General features: G+C 69.7%; 21 protein-coding genes. 12 read left to right on the top strand and 9 right to left on the bottom strand.

Going from position 1 to position 26,284, the window contains the following annotated elements; translation table 11 throughout:
- Window positions 1-18: 18 nt before the first annotated feature.
- Complete coding sequence (locus tag ACFWDI_RS34275; protein WP_385310095.1) at window positions 19-1,527, bottom strand: alpha/beta hydrolase; 1,509 nt, start codon at window positions 1,525-1,527, stop codon at window positions 19-21.
- Window positions 1,528-1,671: 144 nt separating this feature from the next.
- Here ACFWDI_RS34275 and ACFWDI_RS34270 point away from each other — a divergent pair, with 144 nt between their 5' ends.
- From ACFWDI_RS34270 to ACFWDI_RS34225, 10 genes are read left to right on the top strand one after another with little or no spacing between them, the layout of a single operon-like run.
- Window positions 1,672-2,928, top strand: a complete 1,257-nt coding sequence (locus ACFWDI_RS34270) for an ATP-grasp domain-containing protein (protein ID WP_385310093.1) — start codon at window positions 1,672-1,674, stop codon at window positions 2,926-2,928.
- Entirely contained in the window at window positions 2,925-3,776 is an 852-nt protein-coding gene (locus tag ACFWDI_RS34265; RefSeq protein ID WP_385310091.1) for a Rossmann-like domain-containing protein, read from the top strand. Before ACFWDI_RS34270 ends, ACFWDI_RS34265 begins: the two co-directional genes overlap by 4 nt.
- Complete coding sequence (locus ACFWDI_RS34260; RefSeq protein WP_385310089.1) at window positions 3,773-4,864, top strand: PLP-dependent cysteine synthase family protein; 1,092 nt, start codon at window positions 3,773-3,775, stop codon at window positions 4,862-4,864. Before ACFWDI_RS34265 ends, ACFWDI_RS34260 begins: the two co-directional genes overlap by 4 nt.
- Window positions 4,861-5,922, top strand: coding sequence for a dipeptide epimerase (locus tag ACFWDI_RS34255; RefSeq protein ID WP_385310135.1), 1,062 nt, complete (start codon window positions 4,861-4,863; stop codon window positions 5,920-5,922). Before ACFWDI_RS34260 ends, ACFWDI_RS34255 begins: the two co-directional genes overlap by 4 nt.
- Window positions 5,919-7,178, top strand: coding sequence for an MFS transporter (locus tag ACFWDI_RS34250; RefSeq protein WP_385310087.1), 1,260 nt, complete (start codon window positions 5,919-5,921; stop codon window positions 7,176-7,178). The genes ACFWDI_RS34255 and ACFWDI_RS34250 overlap by 4 nt, the downstream gene beginning before the upstream one ends.
- 10 nt (window positions 7,179-7,188) lie before the next feature.
- Complete coding sequence (locus ACFWDI_RS34245) at window positions 7,189-7,974, top strand: class I SAM-dependent DNA methyltransferase (protein ID WP_385310085.1); 786 nt, start codon at window positions 7,189-7,191, stop codon at window positions 7,972-7,974.
- A gap of 57 nt (window positions 7,975-8,031) precedes the next feature.
- Window positions 8,032-9,624: an ABC transporter substrate-binding protein gene (locus tag ACFWDI_RS34240; protein WP_385310083.1), complete on the top strand. Its 1,593-nt coding sequence runs from the start codon at window positions 8,032-8,034 to the stop codon at window positions 9,622-9,624.
- A complete protein-coding gene (locus ACFWDI_RS34235) occupies window positions 9,621-10,574 on the top strand; it encodes an ABC transporter permease (protein ID WP_385310081.1) in 954 nt (317 codons plus the stop codon). Before ACFWDI_RS34240 ends, ACFWDI_RS34235 begins: the two co-directional genes overlap by 4 nt.
- Window positions 10,571-11,404: an ABC transporter permease subunit gene (locus ACFWDI_RS34230; protein WP_385310079.1), complete on the top strand. Its 834-nt coding sequence runs from the start codon at window positions 10,571-10,573 to the stop codon at window positions 11,402-11,404. The genes ACFWDI_RS34235 and ACFWDI_RS34230 overlap by 4 nt, the downstream gene beginning before the upstream one ends.
- Window positions 11,388-12,929, top strand: a complete 1,542-nt coding sequence (locus ACFWDI_RS34225; protein WP_385310077.1) for an ABC transporter ATP-binding protein — start codon at window positions 11,388-11,390, stop codon at window positions 12,927-12,929. Before ACFWDI_RS34230 ends, ACFWDI_RS34225 begins: the two co-directional genes overlap by 17 nt.
- 210 nt (window positions 12,930-13,139) lie before the next feature.
- Here ACFWDI_RS34225 and ACFWDI_RS34220 read toward each other — a convergent pair whose 3' ends face one another.
- The 6 genes from ACFWDI_RS34220 to ACFWDI_RS34195 all read right to left on the bottom strand — a co-directional run bounded on the left by ACFWDI_RS34220 (window position 13,140) and on the right by ACFWDI_RS34195 (window position 21,665).
- Complete coding sequence (locus ACFWDI_RS34220) at window positions 13,140-14,123, bottom strand: IS481 family transposase (RefSeq protein WP_385310076.1); 984 nt, start codon at window positions 14,121-14,123, stop codon at window positions 13,140-13,142.
- A 171-nt stretch (window positions 14,124-14,294) separates the two neighbouring features.
- Window positions 14,295-16,271, bottom strand: a complete 1,977-nt coding sequence (locus tag ACFWDI_RS34215) for a WD40 repeat domain-containing protein (RefSeq protein ID WP_385310074.1) — start codon at window positions 16,269-16,271, stop codon at window positions 14,295-14,297.
- The gene (locus tag ACFWDI_RS34210) at window positions 16,172-18,895 is read right to left on the bottom strand and encodes an AAA family ATPase (RefSeq protein ID WP_385310072.1); all 2,724 of its coding nucleotides are present in this window, start codon (window positions 18,893-18,895) and stop codon (window positions 16,172-16,174) included. The genes ACFWDI_RS34215 and ACFWDI_RS34210 overlap by 100 nt, the downstream gene beginning before the upstream one ends.
- Window positions 18,896-18,977: 82 nt before the next feature.
- The gene (locus ACFWDI_RS34205; protein WP_385310070.1) at window positions 18,978-19,853 is read right to left on the bottom strand and encodes a hypothetical protein; all 876 of its coding nucleotides are present in this window, start codon (window positions 19,851-19,853) and stop codon (window positions 18,978-18,980) included.
- A 550-nt stretch (window positions 19,854-20,403) separates the two neighbouring features.
- A complete protein-coding gene (locus tag ACFWDI_RS34200; protein ID WP_385310068.1) occupies window positions 20,404-21,381 on the bottom strand; it encodes a helix-turn-helix domain-containing protein in 978 nt (325 codons plus the stop codon).
- Window positions 21,381-21,665, bottom strand: a complete 285-nt coding sequence (locus ACFWDI_RS34195) for a hypothetical protein (protein ID WP_385310066.1) — start codon at window positions 21,663-21,665, stop codon at window positions 21,381-21,383. The genes ACFWDI_RS34200 and ACFWDI_RS34195 overlap by 1 nt, the downstream gene beginning before the upstream one ends.
- 161 nt (window positions 21,666-21,826) lie before the next feature.
- Between ACFWDI_RS34195 and ACFWDI_RS34190 the strand changes: the two genes are divergently transcribed.
- Both ACFWDI_RS34190 and ACFWDI_RS34185 read left to right on the top strand, forming a co-directional pair.
- Window positions 21,827-22,201, top strand: a complete 375-nt coding sequence (locus tag ACFWDI_RS34190) for a hypothetical protein (RefSeq protein ID WP_385310065.1) — start codon at window positions 21,827-21,829, stop codon at window positions 22,199-22,201.
- On the top strand, window positions 22,198-23,073 hold the full coding sequence (locus tag ACFWDI_RS34185) for a hypothetical protein (RefSeq protein WP_385310063.1): 876 nt from the start codon (window positions 22,198-22,200) through the stop codon (window positions 23,071-23,073). The genes ACFWDI_RS34190 and ACFWDI_RS34185 overlap by 4 nt, the downstream gene beginning before the upstream one ends.
- 19 nt (window positions 23,074-23,092) lie before the next feature.
- On the opposite strand, the gene tpg is transcribed toward ACFWDI_RS34185, so the two are convergent.
- Together tpg and ACFWDI_RS34175 are read right to left on the bottom strand one after the other, a co-directional pair.
- Window positions 23,093-23,647 (bottom strand): telomere-protecting terminal protein Tpg, encoded by a 555-nt coding sequence (tpg, locus tag ACFWDI_RS34180; RefSeq protein WP_385310061.1) that lies wholly within the window; start codon window positions 23,645-23,647, stop codon window positions 23,093-23,095.
- Window positions 23,648-24,010: 363 nt separating this feature from the next.
- Entirely contained in the window at window positions 24,011-26,161 is a 2,151-nt protein-coding gene (locus tag ACFWDI_RS34175; protein ID WP_385310059.1) for a P-loop NTPase fold protein, read from the bottom strand.
- Window positions 26,162-26,284: the final 123 nt, after the last annotated feature.

Raw genomic sequence — 26,284 nt, 5'->3', positions numbered from 1 at the left:
CTCCTTTTCGCTGAGAACTCATTCGTTGGGGACTCGGGGTGTCGGCAGGCCGGGTCCGTCGCAGTGCACATCCGTCGCGGGGACGGTCCCGTCGACCAGGTACGCGGCGGCGGCGCTGTCCACGCACGCGTTGCCCCGGCTGGCGAAGATGCCGTGCGAGTAGTCGTCGTGGAGCGTGACCAGGCGCGAGCCCGGCAGCCACTGCCGTAGCTGTCGGGCGCCTTCGACGGGTGTGACGGGGTCGTGTTCGGAGGCGATCAGCAGCACCGGAGGCGCCTCGGGGCTGCCGAGCCGGGTGCTCTGGGCGGGTATGTGGTGCCAGTAGGCGCAAGCCGAGGCTTCGATTCCTGTGACGATCGGCTGCGGGTCGAGACGCCGCAGGCGCCGGAGGTCGGCCGTGACCCGACCCGGCGTCGGGCCGGGCCCGTCCGCGCACTTCACGACGCGGTTCGCGGACTCATAGGTACGTGACGCGGCACCGTCGAAGGGGGCGGCGGGGCGCAGGAGTTCGGTGCTGCCGTCGTGCAGGTACGCACGGATGCCTGCCGCGAGGCCCTCCCAGCGTTCTGTGCGGCCAAGCGCCCGGTACACGGCACGGTCGAACTCGGCGGGACCGATGCCCTCCCCGGGGCGGGCTGCGAGTTCCTGGCGCACCCGCCTGTAGGCAGAACGGACCAGACCGGCGCTGCCGCCGAGACCGAAGCGCTGTTCGTACCGGGCAACCCAGGTGAAGAACACGTCGCGCTGGCGCAGCAATGCCCGGCTCTGCCGCAGGTCGAAGTCGTACCACCCCCCTGGGCCGACGACGCTGTCGAGCACCATGCGCCCCACGTGCTGCGGGAAGAGTGCGGCATAGGCGGCGCCGAGGTAGCTGCCGTAGGAGACACCCAGGAAGCCGATCCGCCGTTCGCCGAGTGCGGAGCGTATGGCGTCCATGTCCCGGGCGGTCTGAGTGGTCGACAGATGCGCCAGCGTGTCGCCGGCGCCTGCGGCGCAGTCGTCCGCCATGCGCCTCAACGAGTCGAGGTACGCCTCTTCCGCAGTGTGGCCGAACGGTACGGGCTCGGGTCCCGGGCTGTCGAAGAGGCCGCCCATCGGCCCGCAGTCGGCGGGCGCGCTCTGCCCCGTGCCGCGCGGGTCGAAGCCGATGACGTCGTACGAGCGGCGCACACGCTCGGGCAGCTTGGCCCGTTTGGTGACGGCGTAGGCCAATCCCGGCCCGCCGGGCCCGCCCGGGTTCACCAACAGAATGCCGCGCCGCCCCTCGGATGGTCCCGACGCGCGTACACGCGAGACAGCGATGCGGATACGCCCGACGTCCGGGTGTTCCCAATCGAGCGGGACGCTCAGCCATCCGCACTCCACCCGGTCGGGGGCGGCCGGGACCGGCATGGACTCCGGACAGGGACCAAAACGCAGAGATGGATCGGGGGCAGTGGCGGCGTGGACCGGGGCGGCCGGGACCAGGGCGGCGGCGGTGGCCACGAGGGCGCAGAGCACGCCCCGGTGGCGAACAGCGGGAGTCACGGGTCTCGCATTCAGAGAATCGACACTGGATCAGATGACAATGAAAACGATTGTCGATAACGTGTCGCTTCGTCAAGGCGGGCCATCCGGACGGGTGCCGCCGAGGCGTCCTGCGTTCAACCCGCGTTCTGAGAAGAGGAAGCCGTGGCCCATCTGCTGATGGTCGAGAGCTGGGTCGGATCGATGAGCAGGCTGTTGCCAAGAGCGATCCGCGAGGGCGGGCACGAGTTCACCTTCCTCACCCGTGACCTGCACCACTACCTGCGCTCCGCCCCTGAGGGCACGGGGCACCCGCTGCTCGCGGCACACAACGTGCTGACTGCCGACACCAACCACATTGAGCCGTTGCTGCCCTTTGTCGAGCGCGCCCACGGTGCACTGGGTTTCGACGGGGTGATCACTTCCTGCGACTACTACCTTCCGACGGCTGCGCGGATCGCCGGACGTCTGGGGCTGCCTGGCCCCTCCTCCGCGGCGGTCGAGAACGCCTGCCGCAAGGACGCGACCCGTCGTGTCCTTGCCGATGCCGGAGTGCCGGGGCCGCGGTTCGCGGTCTGCGCGGACTGGGCCGAGGCCGCCGATGCGGCGCGGGAGATCGGCTACCCGCTCGTGCTCAAGCCCGTGGACCTGTGCGCCGGGATGTTCGTACGCCGCGTCGACGACGAGTCGGAGCTGGCCCGCGCCTACAGGGCGCTCGCTGACTTCCACGTCAACGCGCGAGGCCAGCGCCGCGAGCCTGTAGTCCTACTCGAAGAGCTCCTTGGGGGGCCGGAAGTCAGCGTCGAGACCGTGTCGTTCGCCGGGGCGGCGCAGGTGGTCGGGGTGACCGACAAGAGTGTCAGCGGGGCACCGGCCTTCATCGAGACCGGCCATATGTTCCCCGCGGCGCTCGCTGCCGCTGATGCCGAGGCAGCTGCGGAGACGGCAATTCACGCGCTGAAGGCCCTCGGCCTGGACGGGGTCGTGGCGCACACCGAGATCAAACTGACAGCCGACGGCCCGCGTGTGGTCGAGGTCAACCCCCGCCCCGCCGGTAACCGCATCACCGAACTCATCCGTCATGTGACGGGGATCGACCTCGCCGCCGCCTGCGTCGACGTGGCCCTCGGCCGCGAACCGGACCTGCGCCGACGAGCCACCGGTCTGCGCAGCGCCGCCATCGGGTTCCTGGTGCCGGACACCGGGGGAGTGCTGGAGTCCATCGACGGCGCCGACGACGTGCGCACGGCAGCGGGCCTGCTGGAGCTCCAGCTCTCCGAACCCGGCAAGGTGGTCAAGGCAGCGGGCAGCAACAACGAATACCTGGGCCACGTCATGGCCGGCGACGCCGAGGGCCTCGGGGCCCGCGATCGGGTCGAGACGCTGCTCTCGGCGCTCTGTCCGAAGGTGGTCGGCCGATGACCACCATCACCCACACGGATGTCACCGCGCCCTCGTACGACGAACTCGTCGACCGTGTGCTCCGCGGCACCTTCGGCCCCGATCCGAGGACTGAGCGGATCGCCGTGGCGTTCACCACGCGCCAGGCCGTACGGCACGACGGGCGAAGCGGCGGCTACCGCAACGAAGTGCTGAGCCTGCGGCTGGCCGAAGCCGTCGGCTCGTGCGCGGTCGAGCCCGGTGGACTCCCCGACAGCACCATCGACGACTGCGTCGGCGCGGACGTTGCGCGGTTGCTGGCACACGAACTGCTGCCGGTGCGGGTGGCCGCACTCGACACCTACCTGATGCACGTCCTGCCCCACGTACCCGCGAGCGGAGCACACCCCTGTCCGCTGCCCGCCGGTAGTTCCCTGGACAAGTCCCGGGCCAGGGCTGCGGCTGTTGTCGATCTGCTCGATGTCACCCCGGGACGCACCGTGCTCGTCGTGGGCGTGGTCAACTCGCTGCTGGAAGCGCTGCGGGCGCGTGGGCTTGCGTACATACCCTGCGACCTCAAGGGCGGCACCACGGAGTGGGGCGAGCCGGTACGGACCGACGCATTGTCGGAACTGGAGCGCTGTGACGCGGTCCTCGCCTCCGGCATGACGCTCGGCAACGGAAGCTTCGAGCCGCTACGGAAGCACGCACTGCTGCACAGCAAGCCGCTGGTGATGTTCGCACAGACCGGCAGCGCCGTGCTGCCGCGCCTCATCGGCGCCGGAGTCAGCGCGGTGTGCGCGGAGCCGTACCCCTTCTTCTGGCTCGACGGCGGTCCGGGAATCATCCACCGCTACGGCGCCGGTGAGCGCTCCGGAGCCGCCCTGTGACCACGGCCGTCCTCAGCCCCGCCGGCAACCGCGAACTGCTTGCCCTGCTCGGCCGCACCCCGCTCGCCCGTATCACCGTCGACCTGCCCTGCCCGCAGCCCGGCTTCTGGGCAAAGCTGGAGGGTCTCGGCGTAGGCGGCATGAAGGCGCGAGCGGCAGTCTCCATGCTGCTCGGGGCCAAGGAGCGCGGCGAACTGCGGCCCGGGGCCCCGGTGGTGGAGTCCACCTCCGGAACGCTCGGCATCGGGCTGGCCTTCGCCGGTCAGGCCCTGGGGCATCCGATCGTGCTGGTCGGCGACACCGAGCTGGAGCCCTCGATGCGACAGCTGCTGCGCGCATACGGCGCCCGGCTGGAGCTGGTCGACCGCCCGGCGGCCGAGGGGGGATGGCAGGCCGCCCGGCTGGCCCGGTTGCGCCAACTGCTGTCGACGCTGCCGCACGCCTACTGGCCCGACCAGTACAACAACCCGGACAACATCTCCGGTTACGCCTCCCTCGCTGCCGAGCTCGCCGCTCAGTTGGACCACCTCGACGTACTGGTGTGCAGCGTCGGCACCGGCGGCCACAGCGCCGGTGTGGTCGGACCGCTGCGGCGGCACTGGCCCGGGCTCCGGCTGATCGGCGTGGACGCCACCGGCTCGACGATCTTCGGCCAGCCCGCCAGACCCCGCCTGATGCGCGGCCTGGGCAGCAGCATCCATCCACGCAACGTCGCCTACAGCGCCTTCGACGAGGTCCATTGGGTCGGCCCGGCCGAGGCCGCGGACGCCTGCCGAAGGCTCGCTGTCGGCAACTTCGTCAGCGGCGGCTGGAGCACCGGAGCCGTAGCGCTTGTCGCCGCCTGGGCCGCTCGCGTCCACCCGGGAGCCGTCGTCGCCACCGTCTTCCCCGACGGGCCGCATCGCTATCTCGGCAGCGTCTACGACGACGACTTCGCCGCCGCCCACGGGCTCGACCCGTCCACCGCGGCCAGGCGCCCCGTCGAGATCCCGCATCCGCGGGCCGTGGAGGCCACCGGCTGGGCCCGCTGCCGCGCCGTCACCGATCCGCTGGAGCGCCGAACCCCATGTCTGGAAGAGAGCCCGTGAAGGTCAGTCAGCGCACCGTGCACCTCGAACTCACCGAGCCGCTGCGCATATCCCGCTCGACGATGGCGGCCCGTGACGCCGTCTGGCTGTTCATCGAATACGAAGGGCAACTCGGCCGCGGAGAAGCCGTCACCAGCGTGTACTACGGCCTCGACGCACGCACCATCGTGCGGCTGCTGAATGAAGTGGCTCTGGATCTGGCCCGGTTCGGCGATCCCGAGACCGCCCTGGGTGCTCTGCGTACCGGCGCGCTGTCGGCGAACCGCATGCCCCCCGCCGTGACCGCTGCCGTCGAGTCGGCGCTGCTCGACCTGACCGGAAAGCGCGCAGGCGTCCCGGTCCACGAACTACTCGGCACCACTGCCCCGCCCTCCGCGGCGACAGCCCGCACCATCGGCATCACGTCGCCGGGGCAGGCCGAAGCCGAGGCCGCCCGCCTGGCACGGGACGGTTTCTCGGTACTCAAGATCAAGGCCGGGGCACCGGACCCCGAGGACGACCTGAAGCGCGTACGGGCAGTGCGCGCCGCGGCTCCCCACGCTCGGCTGCTCCTGGACCCCAATGGAGCCTGGACCGTCTCCACGACGGAGAGGCTGCTGCCCCGCCTCGCGGAGCTGGGAATCGAGGCCGTGGAGCAGCCGATCGCACCCGGCGACCCCGAAACGCTGGCAAAACTCGCCGAACGCTCGCCGCTGCCGGTCATCGCAGACGAGGACGCGGTCGGCTACGAGGACGCTCGCCGACTTGCCGGGCGGGTGCAGGGCATCAACGTCAAGCTCGCCAAGTGCGGCGGCGTCACCGCGGCACTGCGGATCGCCGAACTGATCGAGGGCACCGGCACCGAGCTGATGCTCGGCTGCCTGACCGCCAGCACACTCGGCATCGCCCCCGCCGTACATCTCGCCGACCGAGCCCGGTGGATCGACCTCGACGGGCATCTGCTGCTTGCTCAGGACCCGTGGACCGGTATCGGCGGCGCCGACGGCACCGTACGGGTAAGCCGCCACCCCGGCCTCGGTGTGCGCCCGCGCACCGAAGCGGAGAGTGAACGCGCGTGAGGACGTGGCACGAGATACGCGGCTTCCCCCTCGCGATACGGCTCCTCCTGGTCAACCAGCTCGGCGTCAACACCGGCTTTTACCTGCTCATCCCGTACCTCGCCGTGCATCTGAGCGAAGACCTCGGGCTGTCGGCCGCTGTCGTCGGCATCGTGCTCGGCGTACGCAACCTCAGCCAGCAGGGCCTGTTCCTCATCGGCGGATCGGCATCGGACCGGCTGGGAGCGCGCGGAGTCATCATCGCCGGATGCGCGCTGCGCACCGTCGGCTTCGGGCTCTTCGCACTCGGCGACGGACTGACGGTGCTGCTGGCCGCCTCCGTGCTCAGCGGACTGGCCGGGGCGCTGTTCAACCCGGCCGTACGGGCGTATCTCGCCCTGGAGGCAGGGGAGCGCAAGGCCGAGGCGTTCGCCCTGTTCAACGTCTTCGCGACCACCGGCGCCCTGATAGGGCCGCTGCTCGGCAGCGCCCTGCTGTTGGTCGACTTCCGCGTCTCCGCGCTCACCGCGGCCGGGATCTTCGCGGTGCTCACGGTCGCCCAGGCCGCTGTGATTCCGGCACGCGAGGTCACACCCTCCGCGAACAGCGTCCTCGGGGACTGGCGCGAGGTGACCGCCAACCGCGGCTTCGTGGCGTTCGCCGTTGCCATGGTCGGCATGTTCACGATGGAGAACCAGCTGTATCTGCTGCTGCCGGACGGCGCGCGCCGGGCCACCGGCTGGGACGGCGCGGCAGGCATCGTCTTCCTCGTCGGCACCCTCACCAACCTCTGGCTGCAACTGCGCATCACGCGGGCGCTGAAGAGCAGGGGCAGCAGGGCGAGATGGATCAGCGCAGGGCTCACGCTGATGGGGCTGGCCTTCATACCGCCGATGACGGTGGCGGGGGCTGGGACAGCGCACGGCGGCGTCGGCGACGCGGTGCTCGGCGCGCTGCCTGTCCTGGCCGGAGCGCTGCTGCTCTACCTGGGCGTCATGATCGCCCAGCCCTTTGTGATGGAGCTGATCCCCCGCTTCGGCCGCCCGGAGCTCACCGGCACCTACTTCGGGCTGTTCTACGTGGTCTCGGGCATCGCCGCGGCCGTGGGCAACACGGTCGTCGGCTGGGCCATGGACGCCGGTGAGCGCGCGGGCGCGCAGTGGCTGCCCTGGGCGTGCTGTCTGGCTTTCGGATTCGCCTCCGCCACCGGCGTCGCCTGGCTGCACCGCAGGCGAGTGCTTCCCGCCCACGTGGCGCCCGTACCGGTGCCGGCATGAGGAGACACGTATGAGCAGCGCAAACCTGCTGACCGACAACCCGGTCCTGTACGAGGCCCGCTTCCCCGACGAGGCGCGCTTGGCAGGGCGCTGGGCGGAGGACTGTCTGCGGCGGTACGGGGCCGGTCCGCGGGTCCTGGACATCGGCTGCGGCACCGGCCGTGACGCCGCATATCTGCACCGGGCCGGCCGGACGGTCGTGGGCGCGGATCTGTCCGAGGCGATGCTGGCGCACGCGCGCGTGCACCACCCCGGTCCTCAGTACGTCCGGGCAGACCTGCGCGGATTCGACCTCGCAGACCGGTCCTTCGACGCCGTGGTGTGCCTGGACAGTGCCCTGCTGTACTGCCACACCAACGAGGAGCTCGACGGCTTCCTGGGCTCCTGTCGCCGCTCGCTGGCACCCGGCGGGCTGCTTGTCGCGGAGATGCGCAACGGGGCCTTCTTCCTCGGCCGTACGGAACTCCTCGACCGCCCGTCCCTCAACGGCTTCACCTGGCAGGGCACCTCCTACCGGTCCACCACCACCCTGCACGTGGACCGGGCCGCGCAACTGCTGCGCCGCACCCGGGTATGGACCGCCGACGACGGATCGCCGCCGGTCGAGCAGCGCTCCGCGTGGCGGCTGCTCTTCCCTCAAGAACTGCGCCACCTCCTTGCCGCTCACGGCTTCGAGGTGATCGCCCTGTACGACGGGCCCGGTCCTCGTACGGAGCCGCCGTGGCGGGAGGGGGACCTGCCGGCCGCCACGGCCGATGCCGACCGGCTCCATCTCGTCGCCCGCCGCGCCCGCTGAACCCCACACGCCGTCGCCCCCCACGCCGACAACCGCTCGCACAGCAAGGACACCCACATGAACGACGTCCCCGTCAACGACTCCCGCTTCCCCGGCCTGCGCCGTCGGGGCTTCCTCGCCGCAGCCGGAGGCGCGGCCGGACTCGGCGCGCTCGCCCTCGCCGGCTGCACCGGCTCCGGCACCTCCGCCGACCCCGCCAAGGCAGACGGCAAGCCCAAGCGCGGCGGACGGCTGCGCGCCGCCTTCGCCGGTGGCGGTGCGAGCGAGACCCTCGACCCACACCTGGCCAACCTCTTCGCCGATGCCGCCCGCGCCAAGGCCCTCTTCGACAAGCTCGCCGACTACGGCCCCGACCTCTCCGCACAGCCCCGGCTCGCCTCGGCGTGGGAACCGAACGCGAGCCTGGACCGCTGGAAGGTCACCCTGCGCAAGGCCGCCTTCCACAACGGCAAGCCGGTGACCGCCCAGGATGTCCTCTACAGCTACCGCCGCATCACCGATCCGGCGAAGGCGTTCCGGGCCAAGGCGTCGCTGGAGCCCATCGACCTGAAGGCCAGCAGAGCCCTTGACGAGCGGACCATCGAGTTCGTCCTCAAGCGCCCGACCGCCGAATTCCCCAACGTGCTCGCCGCGTTCGGCGCGTACATCGTCCCCGACGGGCTTAAGGACTTCGACAAGAAGCCGGTCGGCAGCGGCCCGTTCCGCTTCGTGTCCTTCGCGCCCGGCAAGTCCGCGGTCTTCAAGCGCAACGACGCCTACTGGGACGGCGCCCCCCACCTCGACGAGCTGGAGTTCGTCGTCGCCAACGAGGAATCGGCACGCGCCAACGCCCTGCTCGGCGGGCAGGTCGAGTACGCCCACGAACTCAACCCCGCCACCGCCCGCGCCCACGAGAACAAGGGGCAGATCCAGATCGTGCGGCTGCGCAACAGCGCCATGCAGGGCTTCGTCATGAAGACCGACCGGCCGCCGTTCGACGACAAGCGGGTCCGCGAGGCGTTCTTCCTGATCGCCGACCGCAAGGAACTGGTCGACGGCGCCCTGTCCGGCGCGGGCGAGATCGGCAACGACCTCTTCGGCAAGGGCTACGAGTACTACGCCGACAGCCTGCCGCAGCGCGAACAGGACCTCGACCGGGCCCGCAAGCTCCTGAAAGAGGCCGGCGCCGAGAAGCTCAAGGTCACCCTCGACACCTCCCCCGTTGCCGCCGGATTCACCGAGGCCGCGGCGATCTTCCGTGACCAGGCGGCCAAGGCCGGAGTGAGAATCGAGATCAGGACCGGCAGCAAGGACAGCTACTGGAAGGACATTCTCGACTCCGGGACCCTGGCCTCCTACCGCTCCGGCGCCATGCCCATCGAGTCCCACATCTCCCAGCGCCTGCTCACGGCGTCGACCACCAACGCAACTAACTGGCGGCACAAGGACTTCGACGCCCTGTACCAGCAGGCACAGTCCACCAAGGACAAGAAGGACCGCACCGCCGTCTACGAGCGCATGCAGCGCCGCCTGCACACCGAGGGCGGCTTCCTGATCTGGGGCTTCGCCGACTGGATCCTCGGCACCGCCCGCAGCGTCCGGGGCATCGAGCAGAAGGCGCCCGCCAACTCCCTCGACTGGGCGCGCTTCGACAAGGTCTGGCTGGCGTGATCGCACTCCGGTCCTGGGTCGCCCGGCGGCTGCTGCTCGGCGTGGCGCAGACGGCAGCCGTCGTGCTGCTCGTCTTCGCCCTCACCGAGGCGCTGCCGGGCGACGCCGCCGTGGCGCTCGCCGGCGACCAGCCCGACCCGGAGCGGATCGCGGCCATCCGCGAGGCGCTGCACCTGGACCGGCCCGCGTACGAACGCCTGGCGGACTGGACGGCCGGGCTGTTGCACGGCGACTTCGGCACGTCCCTGGCCTCGGGGCGGCCGGTCAGCTCGTACATCGCGGACGGCTTCGGGCCGACCGTGCTGCTCGCCGTGCTCACGATGGTGCTGCTGGTGCCGGCCGGGGTCGGCCTCGGTGTACTGGCCGCCCGCCACGAGGGGCGGTTCGTGGACCGGATCGTCAGTTCGGTGACGCTGGGGGTGTACGCGGTCCCGGAGTTCGCCTTTGGCGTGCTGCTGATCACCGTGTTCGCCCTGCGTCTTGGCTGGCTGCCGCCGACCGCTGTCGGATACGGCACCGATCTGCTCGCCCACCCTGCGGCGCTGGTCCTGCCCGTCCTCGTCCTGCTGTCGCGGCCGGTGTGCTCACTGTCCCGCCTGGTACGCGCCGGGATGATCGACGCGCTGGCCTCGCCGTACGTCGCCCAGGCCCGCCGCTACGGAATCTCCGGCGCCCGCATCCTTTACGTGCACGCCTTGCCCAACGCCATCGCGCCCGCTGCTCAGCAACTCGCCCGGACAGTCGACTGGTTGCTGTGCGGGGTCATCGTCGTGGAGGCGCTCTACGTGATCCCCGGGCTGGGAACGGTGCTGATGAATGCTGTCGCGGAAAGGGACGTTCCGGTGGTGCAGGGCCTCGCCGTGGTCTTCGGGCTGACCGCCGTCGTCCTCAACCTCGGCGCCGACCTGGTCGCCCACCGCTTCGCACCCCGGGCGGGGGTGGCGGCATGAAAACGCTCGCAGGCGCCCGTCCGGGACGCTTCACGCTCGGCCTGGTGATCGTCGCCGTACCGCTCGCCCTCGCGCTGCTCGGGCCGCTCTTCGCGGGCGATTCCGGGCCACGAGCGCCCTCCTTCACGCTCGGCGGCGGACACTGGCTCGGCACCGACTTCGTCGGCCGGGATGTGTGGCAGCAGGTACTGCTCGGCGGGCGGTCCGTGGTCCTCGTCGCCCTGGCCGCGACGGCCCTGGCCTACCTCGTGGCCCTGCCGCTCGGACTCGTCAGCGCGCTCACCCACCGGACATGGCTCGAAGAGCTGCTGATGCGGCCCGTGGACGTGCTGCTCGCCGTGCCGTCACTGCTGTTGATCCTGTTGGTGGCCGCCGTCTTCTCGCCGGGGGCGATGGGCCTCTCACTGCTGGTGGCCCTGGTCAACTTCCCGGACGCCGCGCGGATCGTCCGAGCGGCCGCGGCCGAGGCAGCCTCACGCCCGGCCGTCGAGGCGCTGCGCATGCAGGGAGAGACGTGGTGGCGCATGGCCGTCGGCTATGTCGGCAGGTCGATCGCGCGCACACTCGCCGCCGACGCGGGCGTACGGCTCACAGGCGTGCTCTACCTGGTGGCCACGGCGGCGTTCCTCGGCGTGGGAGTCGCGCCGGACGCCTCCGACTGGGCGGTGATGGTGGACCGCAACCGTACGGGGCTGTTCGTCCAGCCCTGGGCCGTGGTGGTTCCTGCCCTGCTGATCGTCGCCCTGACCATGGGGAGCAACCTGCTCTTCGACGCCGTACTGGAAAAGCCTCACCGGAAGAGAGAAGACGGGCGTGAACGCGGTCGCTGAGGTCAAGGACCTACGAGTCGAGATCGGCGGCCGGGCGATCGTCGATGGGGTGAGCTTTCAGGTCCGGCCCGGCAAGGTCACCGCGCTCGTCGGCGCGTCCGGCAGTGGCAAGACGACCACGGGCCTCGCACTGCTCGGCGAGTTTCCGGCGGGTGCCCGGGTGACAGGCGACGTACGCGTACCAGGCGGCCTCGTCGGATACGTACCCCAGCACCCCGGCGCCGTCCTCAACCCCGCACGCCGGGTCGGCCTACTGCTGCGGGACATCGCCCGCGACCAGGTGCGGACGCTGCCCAGGCCCGAGCGCCGGGCAGCCGCTCGAACGCGCATCCAGCAGGCCCTCGCCGTCGCCCAGCTCCCGGAGGGCGAGTCCCTGCTGCGCCGCTATCCGCACCAGCTCTCGGGTGGCCAGCAGCAGCGCTTCGTCCTGGCACAGGCACTACTGCTGGGTGCGAGGGCCGTGGTCGCGGACGAGCCGACCACGGGGCAGGACGTGCTGACGAAGCGGCGCATCGTCGACCAGCTCGCGGCGGTTGCCCGGCAGGGCATCGCCGTGGTCCTGCTGAGCCACGACCTGGACGTCGTCCGGGCCCTTGCCGACGAGGTTCTGGTCATGAGCGGCGGCCGAGTGGTCGAGTCGGCTCCCGCCGAGCAGTTGTGGCTCGCACCGCGGCACCCCTGGACCGCCGAACTCCTGGCAGCAGAAAGGAAGACGGGTGACAGCCCGTCCGCGCGTGAACGACACGCGGCACTCCAGGTACGTGGCCTCACCGCGCGGCACCGCGACGGCACCCGCAGCACCAAGGAGGTACTGCGCATCCCCGAACTCACCCTCCGCGCGGGCGAGTGCCTGGCCGTCGTCGGCCGCTCCGGCAGCGGCAAGACCACGCTCGCCCGCTGCCTGGCCGGACTCCACCGGGATCACACAGGCGATGTCCTGCTCGACGGCACCCCGCTCCCGCGCAGCCTGCGCGCCCGGACCCGTGAGCAACTGGCCGCGGTCCAGTACGTCTTCCAGGACGCGAAGGCCGCGTTCGACGAATTCCGACCGGTCCTGGACCAGGTGGCACGCACAGCGGTCCGCCTGCGAGGAGCGGACCCGCAAGAGGCTCTTGCCGAGGCCCTGAACACCCTGACCGGCCTCGGCCTCACGGAAGAGCTGGTACGTCGCAGGCCGGGCCGGCTGTCCGGCGGCGAACTCCAACGGACCGCGCTCGCACGCGCCCTGCTCGCCCGGCCACGGGTGCTGATCTGCGACGAGATCACCTCCGGCCTCGACGCGGTCACCCGACGCAGCCTGCTCGACACACTCGCCGGGCTGCTGCGCGACGAACCCGAACTGGCCTTGGTCCTGATCACCCACGACCTCGACACCGCCGCGACTGCCGCCCGGATCGCCGTACTGGACGCCGGTGAGCTCATCGAGCAGGGACCGGCGCAACAGGTGCTCACCGTGCCGCGGCACGGGTTCACCGCTTCACTCGTGCAAGGCTCGGCCCGCCTGGCAGCGGATATGCGTCCCTGACTGGTCGGCCACGCCACCGCGGTCACCGACCGCTGGGGCACAGCCGGGTCTGCTGCACGATCGGGTGACAGGTTGACGTGCCCCACGGTTTGGGTTCCAGCCGCAGTGGCTAACTGACGGCGGGGATGGTGTCTTGCTCAAAGAGTAGTTCGTACTCGATCGGGGTGCGGTAGCCCAGTGCTGAGTGGCGCCGGTAGGCAGACAAGCGAGCTAGCTGTATTGACCTGCAGCGTTGTTCGCGCGGCTGATGGGTGGCTGGCCTGCGAGTGCGGTGTGGCAGCGGTGGTGGTTGTAGGTGTGCAGGAAGTCTGCCAGGGCGGTGGTCCGCTCGGTGTTGCTGGTGTAGGGCCGCAGGTAGGCCCATTCGTCGAGCAGGGTGCGGTTGAAGCGTTCGACCTTGCCATTGGTCTGGGGCCGGTAGGGCCGTATGCGCTTGTGCGTGATGCCGGCCGCGGTGAGGGTCTGGGTGAACAGCTTGGACTTGTAGCAGGCGCCGTTGTCGGTGAGCACGCGTTCGACGGTGATGCCGTGGTCGGTGAAGAAGGCGTGGGCCCGCTGCCAGAAGCCGATCGCTGTGTGCTGGCGTTCGTCGGTCAGGACTTCGCTGTAGGCCAGGCGGGAGTGGTCGTCGACGGCGGAGTGGATGTAGCTGTAGCCGATCACCGGCTTGCAGCTTTTGCGCCGGTCGGTGGTGGCCTGCCGGTTGCGGTCGCCGGCCGTCCCGCCGACCGTGCGCCAGCCGCCGCCGTCAGGGATGTTGCCGAGTTTCTTGATGTCGACGTGGACCAGCTCGCCGGGCCGGGCCCGCTCGTAGCGGCGGATGGGCTCGCCGGTCGGCCGGTCCAGCCAGGCCAGCCGGTTCAGACCGTGGCGGGCGAGGATGCGGTGCACGGTCGAGGCCGGCAGGCCGAGGATCGGGCCGATGCGGGCCGGGCCAAGCTTGCGGGCCTGGCGGAGTTCGCAGACACGAGCCTCGACAGCGGCGGCCGTGCGGTGCGGGACGGTGTGCGGCCGACTGGAGCGGTCCTGCAGACCCGCATCGCCCTCCGCCCGCCACCGGCGCACCCACTTGTGAGCCGTGGCCCGCGAGATCCCCATCTCGGCGGCCACGTGAGCGACCGGCCGTCCGGAACAGACACGTTCAACCAGCAACTGCCTCCCGAAGACAGTCAACCGGGCATTACGGTGGGACACGAAGGCCTCCGGGCGGTGAAGATTCGACACCTCCACCACACACGGAGGCCTTCGCCATGATCAAGACCGTGCGTGTCAACAACGCTCGTGATCAATACAGCTAGCCACCCACGCTGCTACGGCGCACTGAAGGGAACGGTCGGGAAGTGTTGACGCGTGCCGACCAGGTGATCAGCGTGGGCTCAGCGGGCCGTCCTTGTTCGTGTTCCATGACAGGTAAGCGATCTCGGACCCGTATCCCGCGATGAGCCCAGCAGTTGTCGCGGTCACGACCTGCGCTGGCCTGGGCAGGGTGAGGGGGGAGCCGATCTGGCGATCTTCGGTCAGGTCCCAGAGGCGTATCTCCCCTTCCTGGTCGGCAAGGACGGCTGCAGGGCGTCCGTCAGGGAGATGCGTGACGGTCATCGCTTTCACCGAACTGGTGTAGTGCCGCAGGCGGTAGACGTCTCGATGTCCCGGCAGCTCCCAGACCTCGGCATCATGCACGTTTTCGACGACTGCGAAGACTCGGCTCTGTGCCGCCTCCAGAGCGTCCCAGTGGAGGTAACGGTGCAAGTCATCAATGCTTTCGGGGTCGCTGAGATCGGCCTCAACCATGCGGTGGACGTACCGGGCGTAGCGGTTGTGGCTCCACCACAGACGCTCGAGAAAGAGGGTTCGCGTCCGTGGATCCTGCAACCTCTCGTACAGGCCCCGCCTGAAGTCGCCCCTGTCCAGCCATCGTCGAATCTCGGCACCTTGCTGCGCCGGGTGGTTCTGCCATTGCTCGAGAAGGTCTTCCACCGGTTGTGATCGGGGTGATCCGATCACGGCCCTGAGCAACGTTTCGCTGTCGGGATCCCAGAAGATCCACCCCCCGTCAGGCTGAGGATCGCGGAGCATCACCCGTCGATCGATCGCCTTCCGGGAACGCGCTGCTGTGCGCGCGACCTCGCCGGTGACACGGTCCTCAACGCGAGCCACGCCACCGGCCCCGGTGGTGATGGTGAGCACGGGTTTGTTGGGGAGGGCCACGTGGAGTGGGCCGGGCTTGGTGCCGGGGACAGCATTCTTGCGAGGATTGAGGCAGGCGCCGGTCTCAAGGTCCCAGATCAGCTCGTTGCCCGGCCGTTGCCGGTCAGTGGTCAATGCCAGCGCATGGCCGTCGATTTCAAGCGCCTCGGCGGTGTGAAGTCCTTCGTGGCCATGGAGCGTGTGCAGTTTGCGGCCGGTTTTGAGGTCCCAGACATAGGTGACGCTGCCTCCGGACGTGATGGCGATCTCCTGGCCGTGCGGCAAGGTAGTCGGCAGTGCCGAGTGCACCGGGCTGCTGTGGCCGGGCACCGGCCGCTGTGGGTGGGCACTGGAGGCCAGGTCCCACACCGTTGCAAGGCCGGCACGATCCGCGGTGATGGCGAGGGCGCGCCCGTCGGGCAGAGCGATGGCGGTGACCCCATCCGCCGCGCGATGCTGGCCGGTCAACGACATGAGACGCTTGCCGGTGCTCAGATCCCAGACCAGTGCCTTTCGGGTGCGGTCGGTGGTGACGGCCAGAGGGCGACCGTCTTCGGTCACGACTGTTGCCACGCTGTGGACGGCAGCGGCATGGCCGTTGAATTTGTATTGCTGTTTGCCCGTCAGAAGGTCCCACACGACGGCAGCCCCTCCGGCGCTGGCGGTTACCGCGAACGCGCGGCCGTCGGGAAGTGCTACGGCCGCCGTCGCACGGACCGCGGCGGAGTGGCTGCTCAGGGTCATCAGGTGTTGACCGGTGCACAGGTCCCACACCAGTGCCTTTCGGGTGCGGTCGACGGTGATGCCGAGTGCACGGCCACTGGGAAGGGCTACTGCGGCCACTGCGGCACCGGGCCGGCCGCGAGCAGGCAGGAAACGCTGATGCTGCCCCGTCCTGAGGTCCCACACCCGGACCCGGCCGCCGTCCGTGGTGAGCGCGAGCGCACGGCCGTCGGGCAGGGCCACCGCTGCGATGGAGCGAGTTGCCCCGTCGAGAATACTCACCCGTTCGCCCGTGACAATGTTCCATACCTGTGCTTTGCCGCCGTCGGAGGTTACCGCCAAGGCGCTGCCGTCGCGTAAGGCGACGGTGGCGAGGGCACGGGCCGGCTGGTCGACACGGTTGATCCGCTCGCCGGTGGTGATGTCCCACACCTGGACGCTGTCACCGTCGGAGCTGACCGCGAGAGCGCGGCCCCGGTGCGGGCCCACGGCGGACACTGCCCCCGCCGTCCCGGCGAGTCCACTGAACGCCGGTGCGGGCCCACGGCGGACACTGCCCCCGCCGTCCCGGCGAGTCCACTGAACGTATGCAGGAGAGCAGGGTGAGCGGTGCTGTTGGTCGCCCAGACCGGAACGGCCGGCAGTCTCCCGTCTTCGAGCGGGCGGAGCGCAAGTGCCGCGGCCAGCGAGGCATCGTGCCAGGCGGCTGCATCGAGGGCGAGAAGCCCCCGTCGGCTGGAGACGTCACCGCGCTTGGGGTGCTGGGGGAGTGTGCTGCGGTAGACGTGGGCATGGTGAACGGCCGTGTCCGTCGCCGTACGGTGCAGGTAGGCGACCAGACTGTCAGGGTCGGCGTGCAGCAGGAATCCCGGGTCTCGCAGCAGCTCATCGAAGTGCTCCACACCTGCTGCCAGAGCATGCGCGGCGGCGTGACGCTTGAGATACGGATGAGCAAATTCCCATTGCGGCCTACCGTCGGCAGACAGCGGAACACTGGCCACCAGTGCCTTGTGCATGGTCACCGGGTCGATGGCAGCCGTCGTGTGATCGTTGAGGGCCTGGTGGAAGTACCGATAGAGCAGACGATGGTCACTGTCCGGAGCGGTTCGCAGATAGAACGAGGCTTTGAGCAGGACTTGGCGCGTGTCGTCCTGCGTAGGGGCCAGCCCGGTGCCGCTGGCCGGAGCGGCGTGTGCCAGGGCCGCCTCGTGGAGCAGCGCAAGCGGCATCCCCATGCCGCGGGCCTGTCCCAGGACCTGAAGCACCGGCAGGAACCAGTGGTCGGTGGCGGCAAGGTTCTGCGTATGTAGATCGAAGACCTCGGTGATGCTGCAGGGCAGACGTGTGCGGATCTCGGCATCGCTGAGGGGCCGGCCGGCCGTGGCCTGCTGGACAAGATGGTCGGCGAAGAGGGCAGCGATGAGGAAGGCGCCGGTCTGCGCGTGGGTGGCGAGACGGTCGGCGACAGCGCGTGGCGTGGTGACCGGGTAGCGCTCGTCCAGCAGTTGTTTCAGATATTCAGCCAGGTCGTCGGCGAGACGTTCCCGGTCGGCCGGGGTCGTCGGGTCAAGCGCGAGCACGTCGCCGACCGGACTGAAAGCGCGCTCGTGGAGCTGGCTCAGGATTTCCCACCACGGGCGTGTGCCGACCATGACGCGGCAGCCGGGCACGCCCTCCTGTTCGGAGTCGCCCACCAGAGGCGTGATGAGGTCACGTACGACGGCAGCAGGATCGGTGGCCTCGTCCAGGGCGTCCAGGACGATGACGACCGCGCCGCTGTCGCGCATCAGCGTGACAAGGTCGTCGACGCCTCCTCGCGCATGGGTCGTGCCCTCTCGCCGTGGCTCGCCGTTGCCGGACCCCGTCTCGGAAGCGGGAGGCGCGAGCTGGCGGCAGAGGGACTGAATGATCTGCTGGGTCGTCAGCTGTCGGGCGTGTACCGCGAGAACCTTCGCCGCGGGGCGAGGATCGAAGTCGGGCAGGCGCGCGCGGATCTGCCGCCTCAACGGCCGCAGCTCGGGGTGCAGGAGACAGGCAGTGACGCCGAGCAGAGCAGACTTGCCCGTGCCGGGACCGCCGGTGATGACCAGAAGCCTCGCCTGATCCCTCTGTGCGTTGTCGATCCACTCCTGGATGCGTTTCAGGTGTGTGGCGCGGCCCGAGAACTGGCAGACATCCACTCGTTGATTGCCAGCAGCCCGCGACGCGAAGTGCAGCAGGTCAATACCCGGGTCAACGGCCAGCGCGAGCTGCTGCAGAGCCATGCTGACACCGGCAAGGAATCGGCTCGGCGCGTCCCGCGCGAAAGAACGATTGGGGAAAAACCCGGGAACCTCCTCCAGCGCGACATCGGTGGGCGTGCGCACAACGGACTGGCCAAGCCCACCCGAGCGTGCAACCTCCCGTGCCACCTCGGCCGCAAAGGTCTCCACCGGCACGAATTCCAAGGCAGGGGATACGTCCAGCAGACCTCCCGCGAGCCGGTGCAGCACGGCCGTAGCACCTCGGCTGAAGACCGCCTGCTGTGTGATCTCATGCGCCGAGCACGCCCCGATCATCCACACCTTGCGGGCCCTGTCCCCACGCGTGGCACCACTAGTCAGAATGAGCTCCCGCACCAGCTGCTCGGTGACAGCCTGCCCCGCCTGGCACACGTCGAGCAGAAAGAGGACGGGCGACGCAGCCGCCAGAGCGTCTTTGACGAGCGCACTCACCTCCACGCTCGTGGCCCGTAGTCTGCTGCCACGCTGACTTCCCCGAACAGCCAGGTAGAGAGTGCCCTCCTGCTGCTCACCGTGCCCGCTGAAGTGCACAATCAACGGCCGCCCAGCCGCGCTGCTCAATGCCGTGTCCCACAGTTTCGTGAAGTCGTCGGCCGTAGGATTCAGAACTGGGGCACGGGCTTCGATGCCGGCTTGGTGCAGCGCACGGGCGACCCCCTCGACAGCACCGGCCACACTGGGCAAGTAGGTAAAAGGCTCCTCGCCGAGCGCTACGTCGTCCTCATCGACGAAGACCGCTTCAGAGCCTCCGGCCCCGATGACCAATGAGCGCACCGGCGGCAGCCCTCCTCACTGCTGCGGCCTTCGCCCTGCCAGCAAGCTGTAACCGCCCAGGAGTATGCCGCGTGATGAACTGTCAGTCCTGAAGATACGCGGCGATAGCGGCGGCTGCCATTCCGTTGCTCAGGTAGGCGCCGAGAGTGTGCGGGTCGAACAGGCCGATATCAGTGCTGTGATGCGCGTCCACAGCGAACAGCCCTCCGAGCTCAGGCGGCAACGCCACCAGATCACCCACATCTGCGATATTCACCCAACGCCCCACGCCCGGCGGTCTGGCGCCCTTCCCGTACTGCAAGGCAGGCTCGAGTGTGCGACTCAAAGCCGGAAGACCCAAAGGCGACCCCAACGTCACCAGCAGCTCGACCTTGATCTCGGGGAAAGCGTGGAGCGTCTCGTAGGCCACCACCGACCCCAGTGAATGCGCGACGACAACCTGACAACCGCCGCCCGCCTGCAGGGCACCCGCGACGCGAGCACGGGCTGCTGCACGCGTCTGGGGCCGCGACGTATAGGTGTCCACTTCCTGGATCAGAGCGCAGACGACACGCTCAAGGCGATCCATCACCTTTGCTCGCGATGTCTGGGCCCGCTCAGCGCCACCCTTCGTGCGGATCAACCACGCCATGCCCTGGCGGACCGGCGCCAGCCACGCTGCCTGCGGCTCCTCAGGCTCCGGTACACCCATGGCCAGCAGCCACTCCCACACCACACTCAGTTCGGCCGGCGACAAGGATTCCAGCCCCCCGGCCGGTGCCCCCGACTGAGACTCCATCCCATCGGCCAGCAGGTCGGCGTAATAGGCCATGACCAGTTCCGGTATTGCGACATGAGCCAGCCCCGCCTTGCGAAGCCCGAGCTCCAGCTTCGGCCGAGCCGCTCCGGCCAGGAGCGTCGCAGCACGATCCGACGACATGCCCTTCTGCAAGTTCCCGATCCCGTGCACCAAAGTCACTGCGGCCAACGTCAGCCCCCACTCCATCGCTTCCCTGAACCGAAGAAGCACGCACCTGCCGAGGCAAACGGCCTCCGGAAAGAACCCCAGCACATCATCGAGCCACCGGCACCCGCTTGCTGACTGAACTCGTCGAACGAGCCGGCCGCGGCCCAGAGAATGAGCCCCAACGCCACTCTCTCCCGGTGCTCAACGGTAGACACACAAAGTCTGCGGGGATGGCTCCTCTCGCCGACGACTGCATGGACCAGACCCACGAGCGTCGCTACCTGAAATCGTTTCATGGGCGGAGCTGATACGCAGGCGGATCGAGACTTCTGCAAACTGCTGCGGCGACGTGAGAGTGCCCGCGGCACCGTCTGTTCGAGGCAGTTCGAGGAACAACGCCGCAGACGGGAGCGTGGTCGTGTGCAGCATTGATTCTTCCGCTGGACGACCGCCTCCGGCTCATGTACCTCCGGCGGCACTGGCGCCGCTGGGCTCTGTGAAAACCCGGTGTGCCCCGGAACCACCTGGTTCCGGGGCCCACCGGCGAGCGGGCGAGGGTGGACTACCGGCGCATGAGGAGCGGCACCAGGGCGGCCATGAGGCTGCAGGCGGCCATCAGGATCTGCAGGCTCTTGCCGGTGCCGTACGAGATCCTCGTGAGGGCCGCGGTGTTGCCGGGGCTGTCGACCGACTTGGCGGTCGCGGTGCTCTGCCGGTGCCGTACTTCGGCGATCTCGAGCCGGGCCCGGTGGTACAGCCAGACGTCGATCTGGTCCTGCGCCTTGCCACAGGCGCCGACGATGGCGGCGAGGACGTCGACCGGAGGCAGATGGTCTTCGTTGAGGATCTTCTGCAGCGAGCTCCGGGAGATGGCGAGGTCGAAGCGGCGCACCCGCTGTTCCATCTCCCGCAGGCTGACCTCGCTCTGCGCCCACAGGGCACGCAGGAGTTCCATGAGGTCTTTGGGCACGGTGCACAGCGAGAGCGCCCCGGTGATCGGATCGACGTGCACGGGGACGCTGGTGCGCCCCGCGCTCGCCATGGCCTGCTGGATGAGGGTGGCCATGTGCACGTCGACCACGCCCGGCGGGGGCTCGGCCGACGGCGGCGTGTCCTCCTCACGGCGGGCGCCGCGCATCTTCGGCAGCGACATGCTGCCGATGGTCTGCCGCACGACCTCGGCAGTCGCGTGGGGCACCGCGAGGGCCGACGACGCGGCGGACTCGTCCTGCGCCGGCGCGGGCGCGGCGTTCTTCTCCTGAACGGCCTGCTGGCGCAGGGCCAGCAGGGGCGCCGGGTCCATGCCGCACGCGGCCGCGTACCTTTCGATCAGCGTGACCGTGGGGATGCGCTTGCCCGAGGTGGCATCCGACAAGGCGCTGATCGAGTAATGCGTGATCTTGGCGACGTCGGTCAGCTTCATCTCGCCGCGACCGTCCCCGAGCGCCTGCACCAGGCGCTGCAGGCTGGGCGTCATCGGTGGCAGGACCTGCCGCCGCGGCCGGCCGTGCGTGCGGCCCTGCGGCCGGGTCGTCGCCATCAGGCTGCCCTCACCGCGTACGGCGCCGGACCACCGAAGCCGCTGAGGAAGCGGTCGATGGGGTCGTGCACCGCGTCGGCGAGTTCCTTCATCCTGGCCTTCAGGGCCCGGGTGCAGAAGGCGACGAAGACGGGCACCGGGCTGATCAGCATCTCCACGACGCGGAGCGCGACGGACGTCATGGTGATGCCGACGGCGATGGCCTCGGCGGCCTCGGCGAAGACGATGTAGAACGCCGACCCGATCGCGGTGCCCGTCAGCGCGGCGGTGATCAGCGGAATCATGCGTTGGCGCCTGGCGGCCGCTATGAAACAGCGTGGTGGCTGGCCAGAGTGTTCCCCGTGGATCCGTGAGGCTGTGCAGGCCTTGTCCCGTGACCTGTTTGCCCCGAACCGTCTGTGGCGGTGGAACGGTCACACCTACGTGCCGGTGGACCGCGAGGCCGATGATGGACAGTGGGCGGCCACGGGCCGCCCGCACCCGCCGCCTCAAGAAGGACCTGGAGGCTTCCCAGCGCGAGCGCTACGCCGCCGTGAACCAGCCCGAGGCCCTTCAGCGGCTCGGTGCGTTGACCACCGCGCAGGCCGAGGCCGAACTCGCCCAGGCCAACGACACCGACCTGTCGCAGCTGTCGCTGCCGGACCTCATCCCGCCCGCCGCGCCGCCGGCCGGGTGGCGTACCCCTGCTTCCCTGGCCGCGCTGGCCACGCCGGACCGGTCCACCCCGCTCCCGTCCGGCCGTGATTCCGCTCCCGCTCCGGACGGCCCCGACGGGCGGGCCGCACGTCCCACCACCGACAAAGACGGAGACGCCTCGTGACCGCGGCCACCTACCAGTACGTCGACCTGCCCGTCACCCGGCTGACCGTCCTGCGCGCCCACCGCCTCACCGCCCGCCGCACGATGCGCCTCCTGCAACTGCGCGCCCTCACCGGCATACACCTGACCCTGGTCTGCCACCGCCCCCATCTGCCCGCCGCCCTGCACCAGGCGCTGCAGACGGCCGACTACGCCGTCACCGCCGACTTCCAGGCCGCCCGCCGCCACTACTACGGCGCGACCGCCCCCGTACCCCAGCTTGTTGACGAGCCCGCCCGGCCAGCCGGCCGGTGGCTCACCCTGCCTGTGCTGGACCGCCTCGTCTCCTACGACAGCCCTGCTCCCTGCACCGCCCCGTGCATGCCGCCGGCGATCACCTTCCGGCACCGCCCGCCACCCGCACCGCTCACCGAGCAGACAGCCCGGGAAATCGCCGGACGCCTGGCCACCGTGACCGCTCACCCCCGCTTGGCCGCCGCCCTGGCCGCCGCGCTCTTCACCGGCGCATCTTTCCAGCAGCTCGCCACCGCCCGCCCCGGCGACTACGACGACGCGGCGGCCGCTCTGGCCCTGCATGACCGCGCCCGCTACACCGACGGCTGTGCCACCCACCGCGTGCCGCCGTGGGCGCGCGTTTTCCTGAAGGCCGCCGTCTGCTTCGCTCGGCTCGCTCCTGGCCAGGACCAGCATCTGCTGGCCGGCCTTCACGACCGCACGCATCTGCTGCGCGTAGCGGAGGCGGCCAGGCTCCGCCCGCCCCAGCCGTCCGCCGGCCCGCGCACCGGCCGTATCCAGTGGGACTGGCGCGAACGGAAGGAAGCACAACGCTATGACGCGATGCTGACACGGCGCCAGATCCCGCCCTCGTCCTGAACCCGGCCCCAGGTGCACGTCAGTCGATGGAGAAATCGGCGAATTCCACGTCGGTGAAGGCGATCCCGAGACCGTGAGCACGTCGGCCTCCGTCCCGGAAGTAGGCATGCCCCAGAGCACGGGCGAGGATCACCAACTGCTGCTGCTCGCCCCCGCCGGCGTCCCGGGCGGCGAACAGCTCGCGGGCCACTTCTCCCGACAGGTACTGGGTGATCAGCCGTACCCGCGGATCGTCCGACGAGCCTGCCGGAGCGGCGAATCCGAACCGCGCCCTGGTGTGGAAGACAAACCCGTCGGCCTCGGCCCGGGCCCGCCGGCGGGCGCGCACCAGGGGCTGCCACCGTGCTCTGACAGCCTCATTGATCAACCCCGCATGCACGGCACTGGGACGGCGGCGCATTCCCGGCCGGGTGGTGACCCACCTCTGTACCGTGCGCTGGGAGATCCCCAGGAGGACAGCCACGTTCTTCGTGGAGCCCTTCTCCGCCCTGAGCAGGAAACGCACAGCGGCATCCCTCGTAGGCACGGGGCGGGTCAGCAACGCCCGCTCGAGCCCTTTGACGATCTCACCCATGCCCGCCCCCGAGCGTTCTGCCACCGCGATGGCTGGTGCACGGCGGCCGTCTGCTTTCCCAGATCTCTCACACCAAGCCGCTATCCCCGGCCAGTTCAGGCATAGCCAAGACACCAACTGCGGCCTCGGCTAAAGAGCCAGCAGTAACCCAAGCCCGAGAACACCCTTCCCGAAGTGTGAGTGGGCGCGTTGGTGGCATTGGGTGGGTGTCAGCGGGGTGGGGGTGTTGAGTGCCTGGTCCGGGTGCCGGTACGTGGGTGGGTTCGCTGTCATGGGGTGACCAAGCGGCTGCTGTTTTCTGATTTGTGCGGGGTGGGTCGGCTGTTGTGGGGGTGGCTGTTCCTGTGGGGGTGCGGGGTGGGTTCAGGAGGGGGTGTCGGGGGTGGTTTGGTGTGGGTCGGGTCGGCGGTCGCGGAGGGCTTGGAGGATGTTGGTCTGGTGTGGGTCGGTGGGGGGTGAGGTGTCGGGGGAGTTGTTGAGGTGGGGTGTGAGGCGGGTGTAGAGGTCGTCGTGGGTGAACATGGCGTCGAGGCCGGTCCAGGTGTCGTTGTCGATGAGGGGGAAGGGGAACTGCTGGGGTGTGATGAGTGCGGCCAGGAGCGGGAGGAGTTCCCATCCGTGGTCGAGGCGGTCGCGTAGCCAGGTGCGGATGCCGGCGGGGTCGGTGTGGCGCCACATCCAGATCAGGGTGTCGTCCTGTTCGGTGAGGTCTGGGGCGGGCCGTGCGGCGGCTGGTGTGAGGTGTTCGGCCAGGCGGCCGGTGAGGGCGTCGCGGGCCTGGGCCGCCCACGGTTCGGTGGTCGTCACGTGTTCGGAGGCGGTGTCGTCGGGGTTGGTGGCGCTGTGGAGGGTTCGGGTGGCGAGGACTGCTCCATCGGGTGTGGCTGCCATGGCCGCCACCATGGCGGGACGCTGGTCGGGAGGCAGGTCGAGGAGGAGGCTCGGGGTCATGGAGCGCACTCTTCTGTCGGCGCCCAGCAGGCCCATGGCTTCCGGGTCGGCGGTCAGCTGGCCGTAGTTGTCGGCCATGGCCTGGAGCAGTGCGGCTGCGGGTACGGGGATGCCGTCGGCGCGTAGTTGGTCGATGCGCCGGATGATGCGGTGGGTGTCGTCTCTGAGCCGGAGCAGCAACTGTGCAGCTTCATCGCCTTCAGTCCCTGATGCCATTTGGGCGAGGGCCTGCTGGAAGACGGCTTCTGGGAGGTCGTCGGCGGGGACGGTGAAGACGACGTACCGGTCGAAGTAGTCCTGGCTGCCGATCCCGCGTCGGCGGGCCGCGGCGTGGGGGTCGCTGCCGTTGCCGATGCTCTGCTGGACGGCGGGGAACAGCAGTGCCAGCAGTGCGAGCATTCCGTCGAGGTTGTCCTGGGCAACGCCGGCCTGGCGCAGGCGTTCCTTCCATCGGTCGGCGTGCTCACTGGGTCTGGAGTTGAGGTGCGGCGCCGGGTCGGTGCTGGTGCCGGTCAGTTCGGCGCGGTGGCGTCCCAGCATCCGGTAGACGCCTGGCTCGCTGGTCCGCAGGAAGGTGACGACCAGGAAGTCGACGATGTCGACCTCCCCGGCCAGCGAGCCGAGCGTCGCGCCGGCCTGTCCGAAGTAGCGTTTGATGGCCCGCGGGGTCCTCAGCCGGTCCTGGAGGTGGCGGAAATACGCCTCGGAGAAGCGCCGTTCCTGGTCCGGGGTCATGGACACCCCGTGGGAGTCCAGCAGTGCGTTGAGGAGACGCGTGGTCATGGCGGCGATGTCGCGGTCACGGAAGGCCGGTAGATCGAGCCGGACCTGGATGAGTTTCTCCAGGAATTCCTGGGCGCGCTGGTCGTTCGAGCCGACGAGGTCGGTCCGCTGCAAGACGTCCAGCAGGGTCTGCTCGTCGAAGCTGATCAGGTAGTACACGTTCGGCAGGTGGCCGACCAGGCGGATGAGCTTGAAGACGACCAGCAGTTCCTCGGGGGCGAGCCGGTCCAGGTCGTCCATGACCACCAGCACCGGCAGGCCCGCCTGCCGCAGGGCCGTCTCGGCGGTGCGTTTGGCGGCCGAGGCGCTGGTGTCCCCGGCCACGCGTTCGGCGACGAGCTTGATCAGCTCCGAGGAGTCCAGACCGAGCAGTCCCGTGAGCTTTCCCAGCGGACTGACCGCCTGGCCGAACGCTCCGACCTTCCTGCGCAGTTCGGACCACTGGCCATCGTCGGGGAGGGCGGCGCGGATCTCGCTGAACAGCGCCAGCGTCAGTGATTCGAGGTCCGAGTACATCCACGGGTTCAGCTCGGCGACCGACCACACGCTGGTGTCGGCACCGGCGACCGCGTTTTTGAGGTGCTGGATCGCCATCTGCAGGACGGATGACTTGCCGGACCCCCAGGGCCCGATGAGCGCGAGGACTCCGGACTCGCTCTGCTCGCGCACCTGGTGAAGAAGTTCGACGGCATGTCGGGCGTACTGCCGGCGCCCCAGCAGGTCAGGAGCGTCGGCGCTCCCGTCGACGGGGTCATCGTTGAAGAAGCGCTCACCGGGCATCGGCCCATCCTGCCCGACAGCGCAGCTGCTCCGGTCTGGGATCGGTGACGACGTGCAGACCGGCTGCTGTCATGGGGTGACCAGGTGGCTGTCACGGTGCGGCTAGCAGATCGCGGTCCGGCT

This window comes from Streptomyces sp. NPDC060064, assembly GCF_042736455.1.
Lineage (GTDB): Bacteria > Actinomycetota > Actinomycetes > Streptomycetales > Streptomycetaceae > Streptomyces.
Note: the sequence above shows the minus strand (reverse complement) of the source record. Positions and strands in the feature narration are given on the sequence as shown.

Coding starts and splice junctions, on each gene's coding strand:
- ACFWDI_RS34265 (WP_385310091.1), top strand. CDS start 2,925: ATGACCACCATCACCCACACGGATGTCACCGCGCCCTCGTACGACGAA.
- ACFWDI_RS34245 (WP_385310085.1), top strand. CDS start 7,189: ATGAGCAGCGCAAACCTGCTGACCGACAACCCGGTCCTGTACGAGGCC.
- ACFWDI_RS34240 (WP_385310083.1), top strand. CDS start 8,032: ATGAACGACGTCCCCGTCAACGACTCCCGCTTCCCCGGCCTGCGCCGT.
- ACFWDI_RS34230 (WP_385310079.1), top strand. CDS start 10,571: ATGAAAACGCTCGCAGGCGCCCGTCCGGGACGCTTCACGCTCGGCCTG.
- ACFWDI_RS34200 (WP_385310068.1), bottom strand. CDS start 21,381: ATGGCGACGACCCGGCCGCAGGGCCGCACGCACGGCCGGCCGCGGCGG.
- ACFWDI_RS34195 (WP_385310066.1), bottom strand. CDS start 21,665: ATGATTCCGCTGATCACCGCCGCGCTGACGGGCACCGCGATCGGGTCG.
- ACFWDI_RS34190 (WP_385310065.1), top strand. CDS start 21,827: ATGATGGACAGTGGGCGGCCACGGGCCGCCCGCACCCGCCGCCTCAAG.
- tpg (WP_385310061.1), bottom strand. CDS start 23,647: ATGGGTGAGATCGTCAAAGGGCTCGAGCGGGCGTTGCTGACCCGCCCC.
- ACFWDI_RS34175 (WP_385310059.1), bottom strand. CDS start 26,161: ATGCCCGGTGAGCGCTTCTTCAACGATGACCCCGTCGACGGGAGCGCC.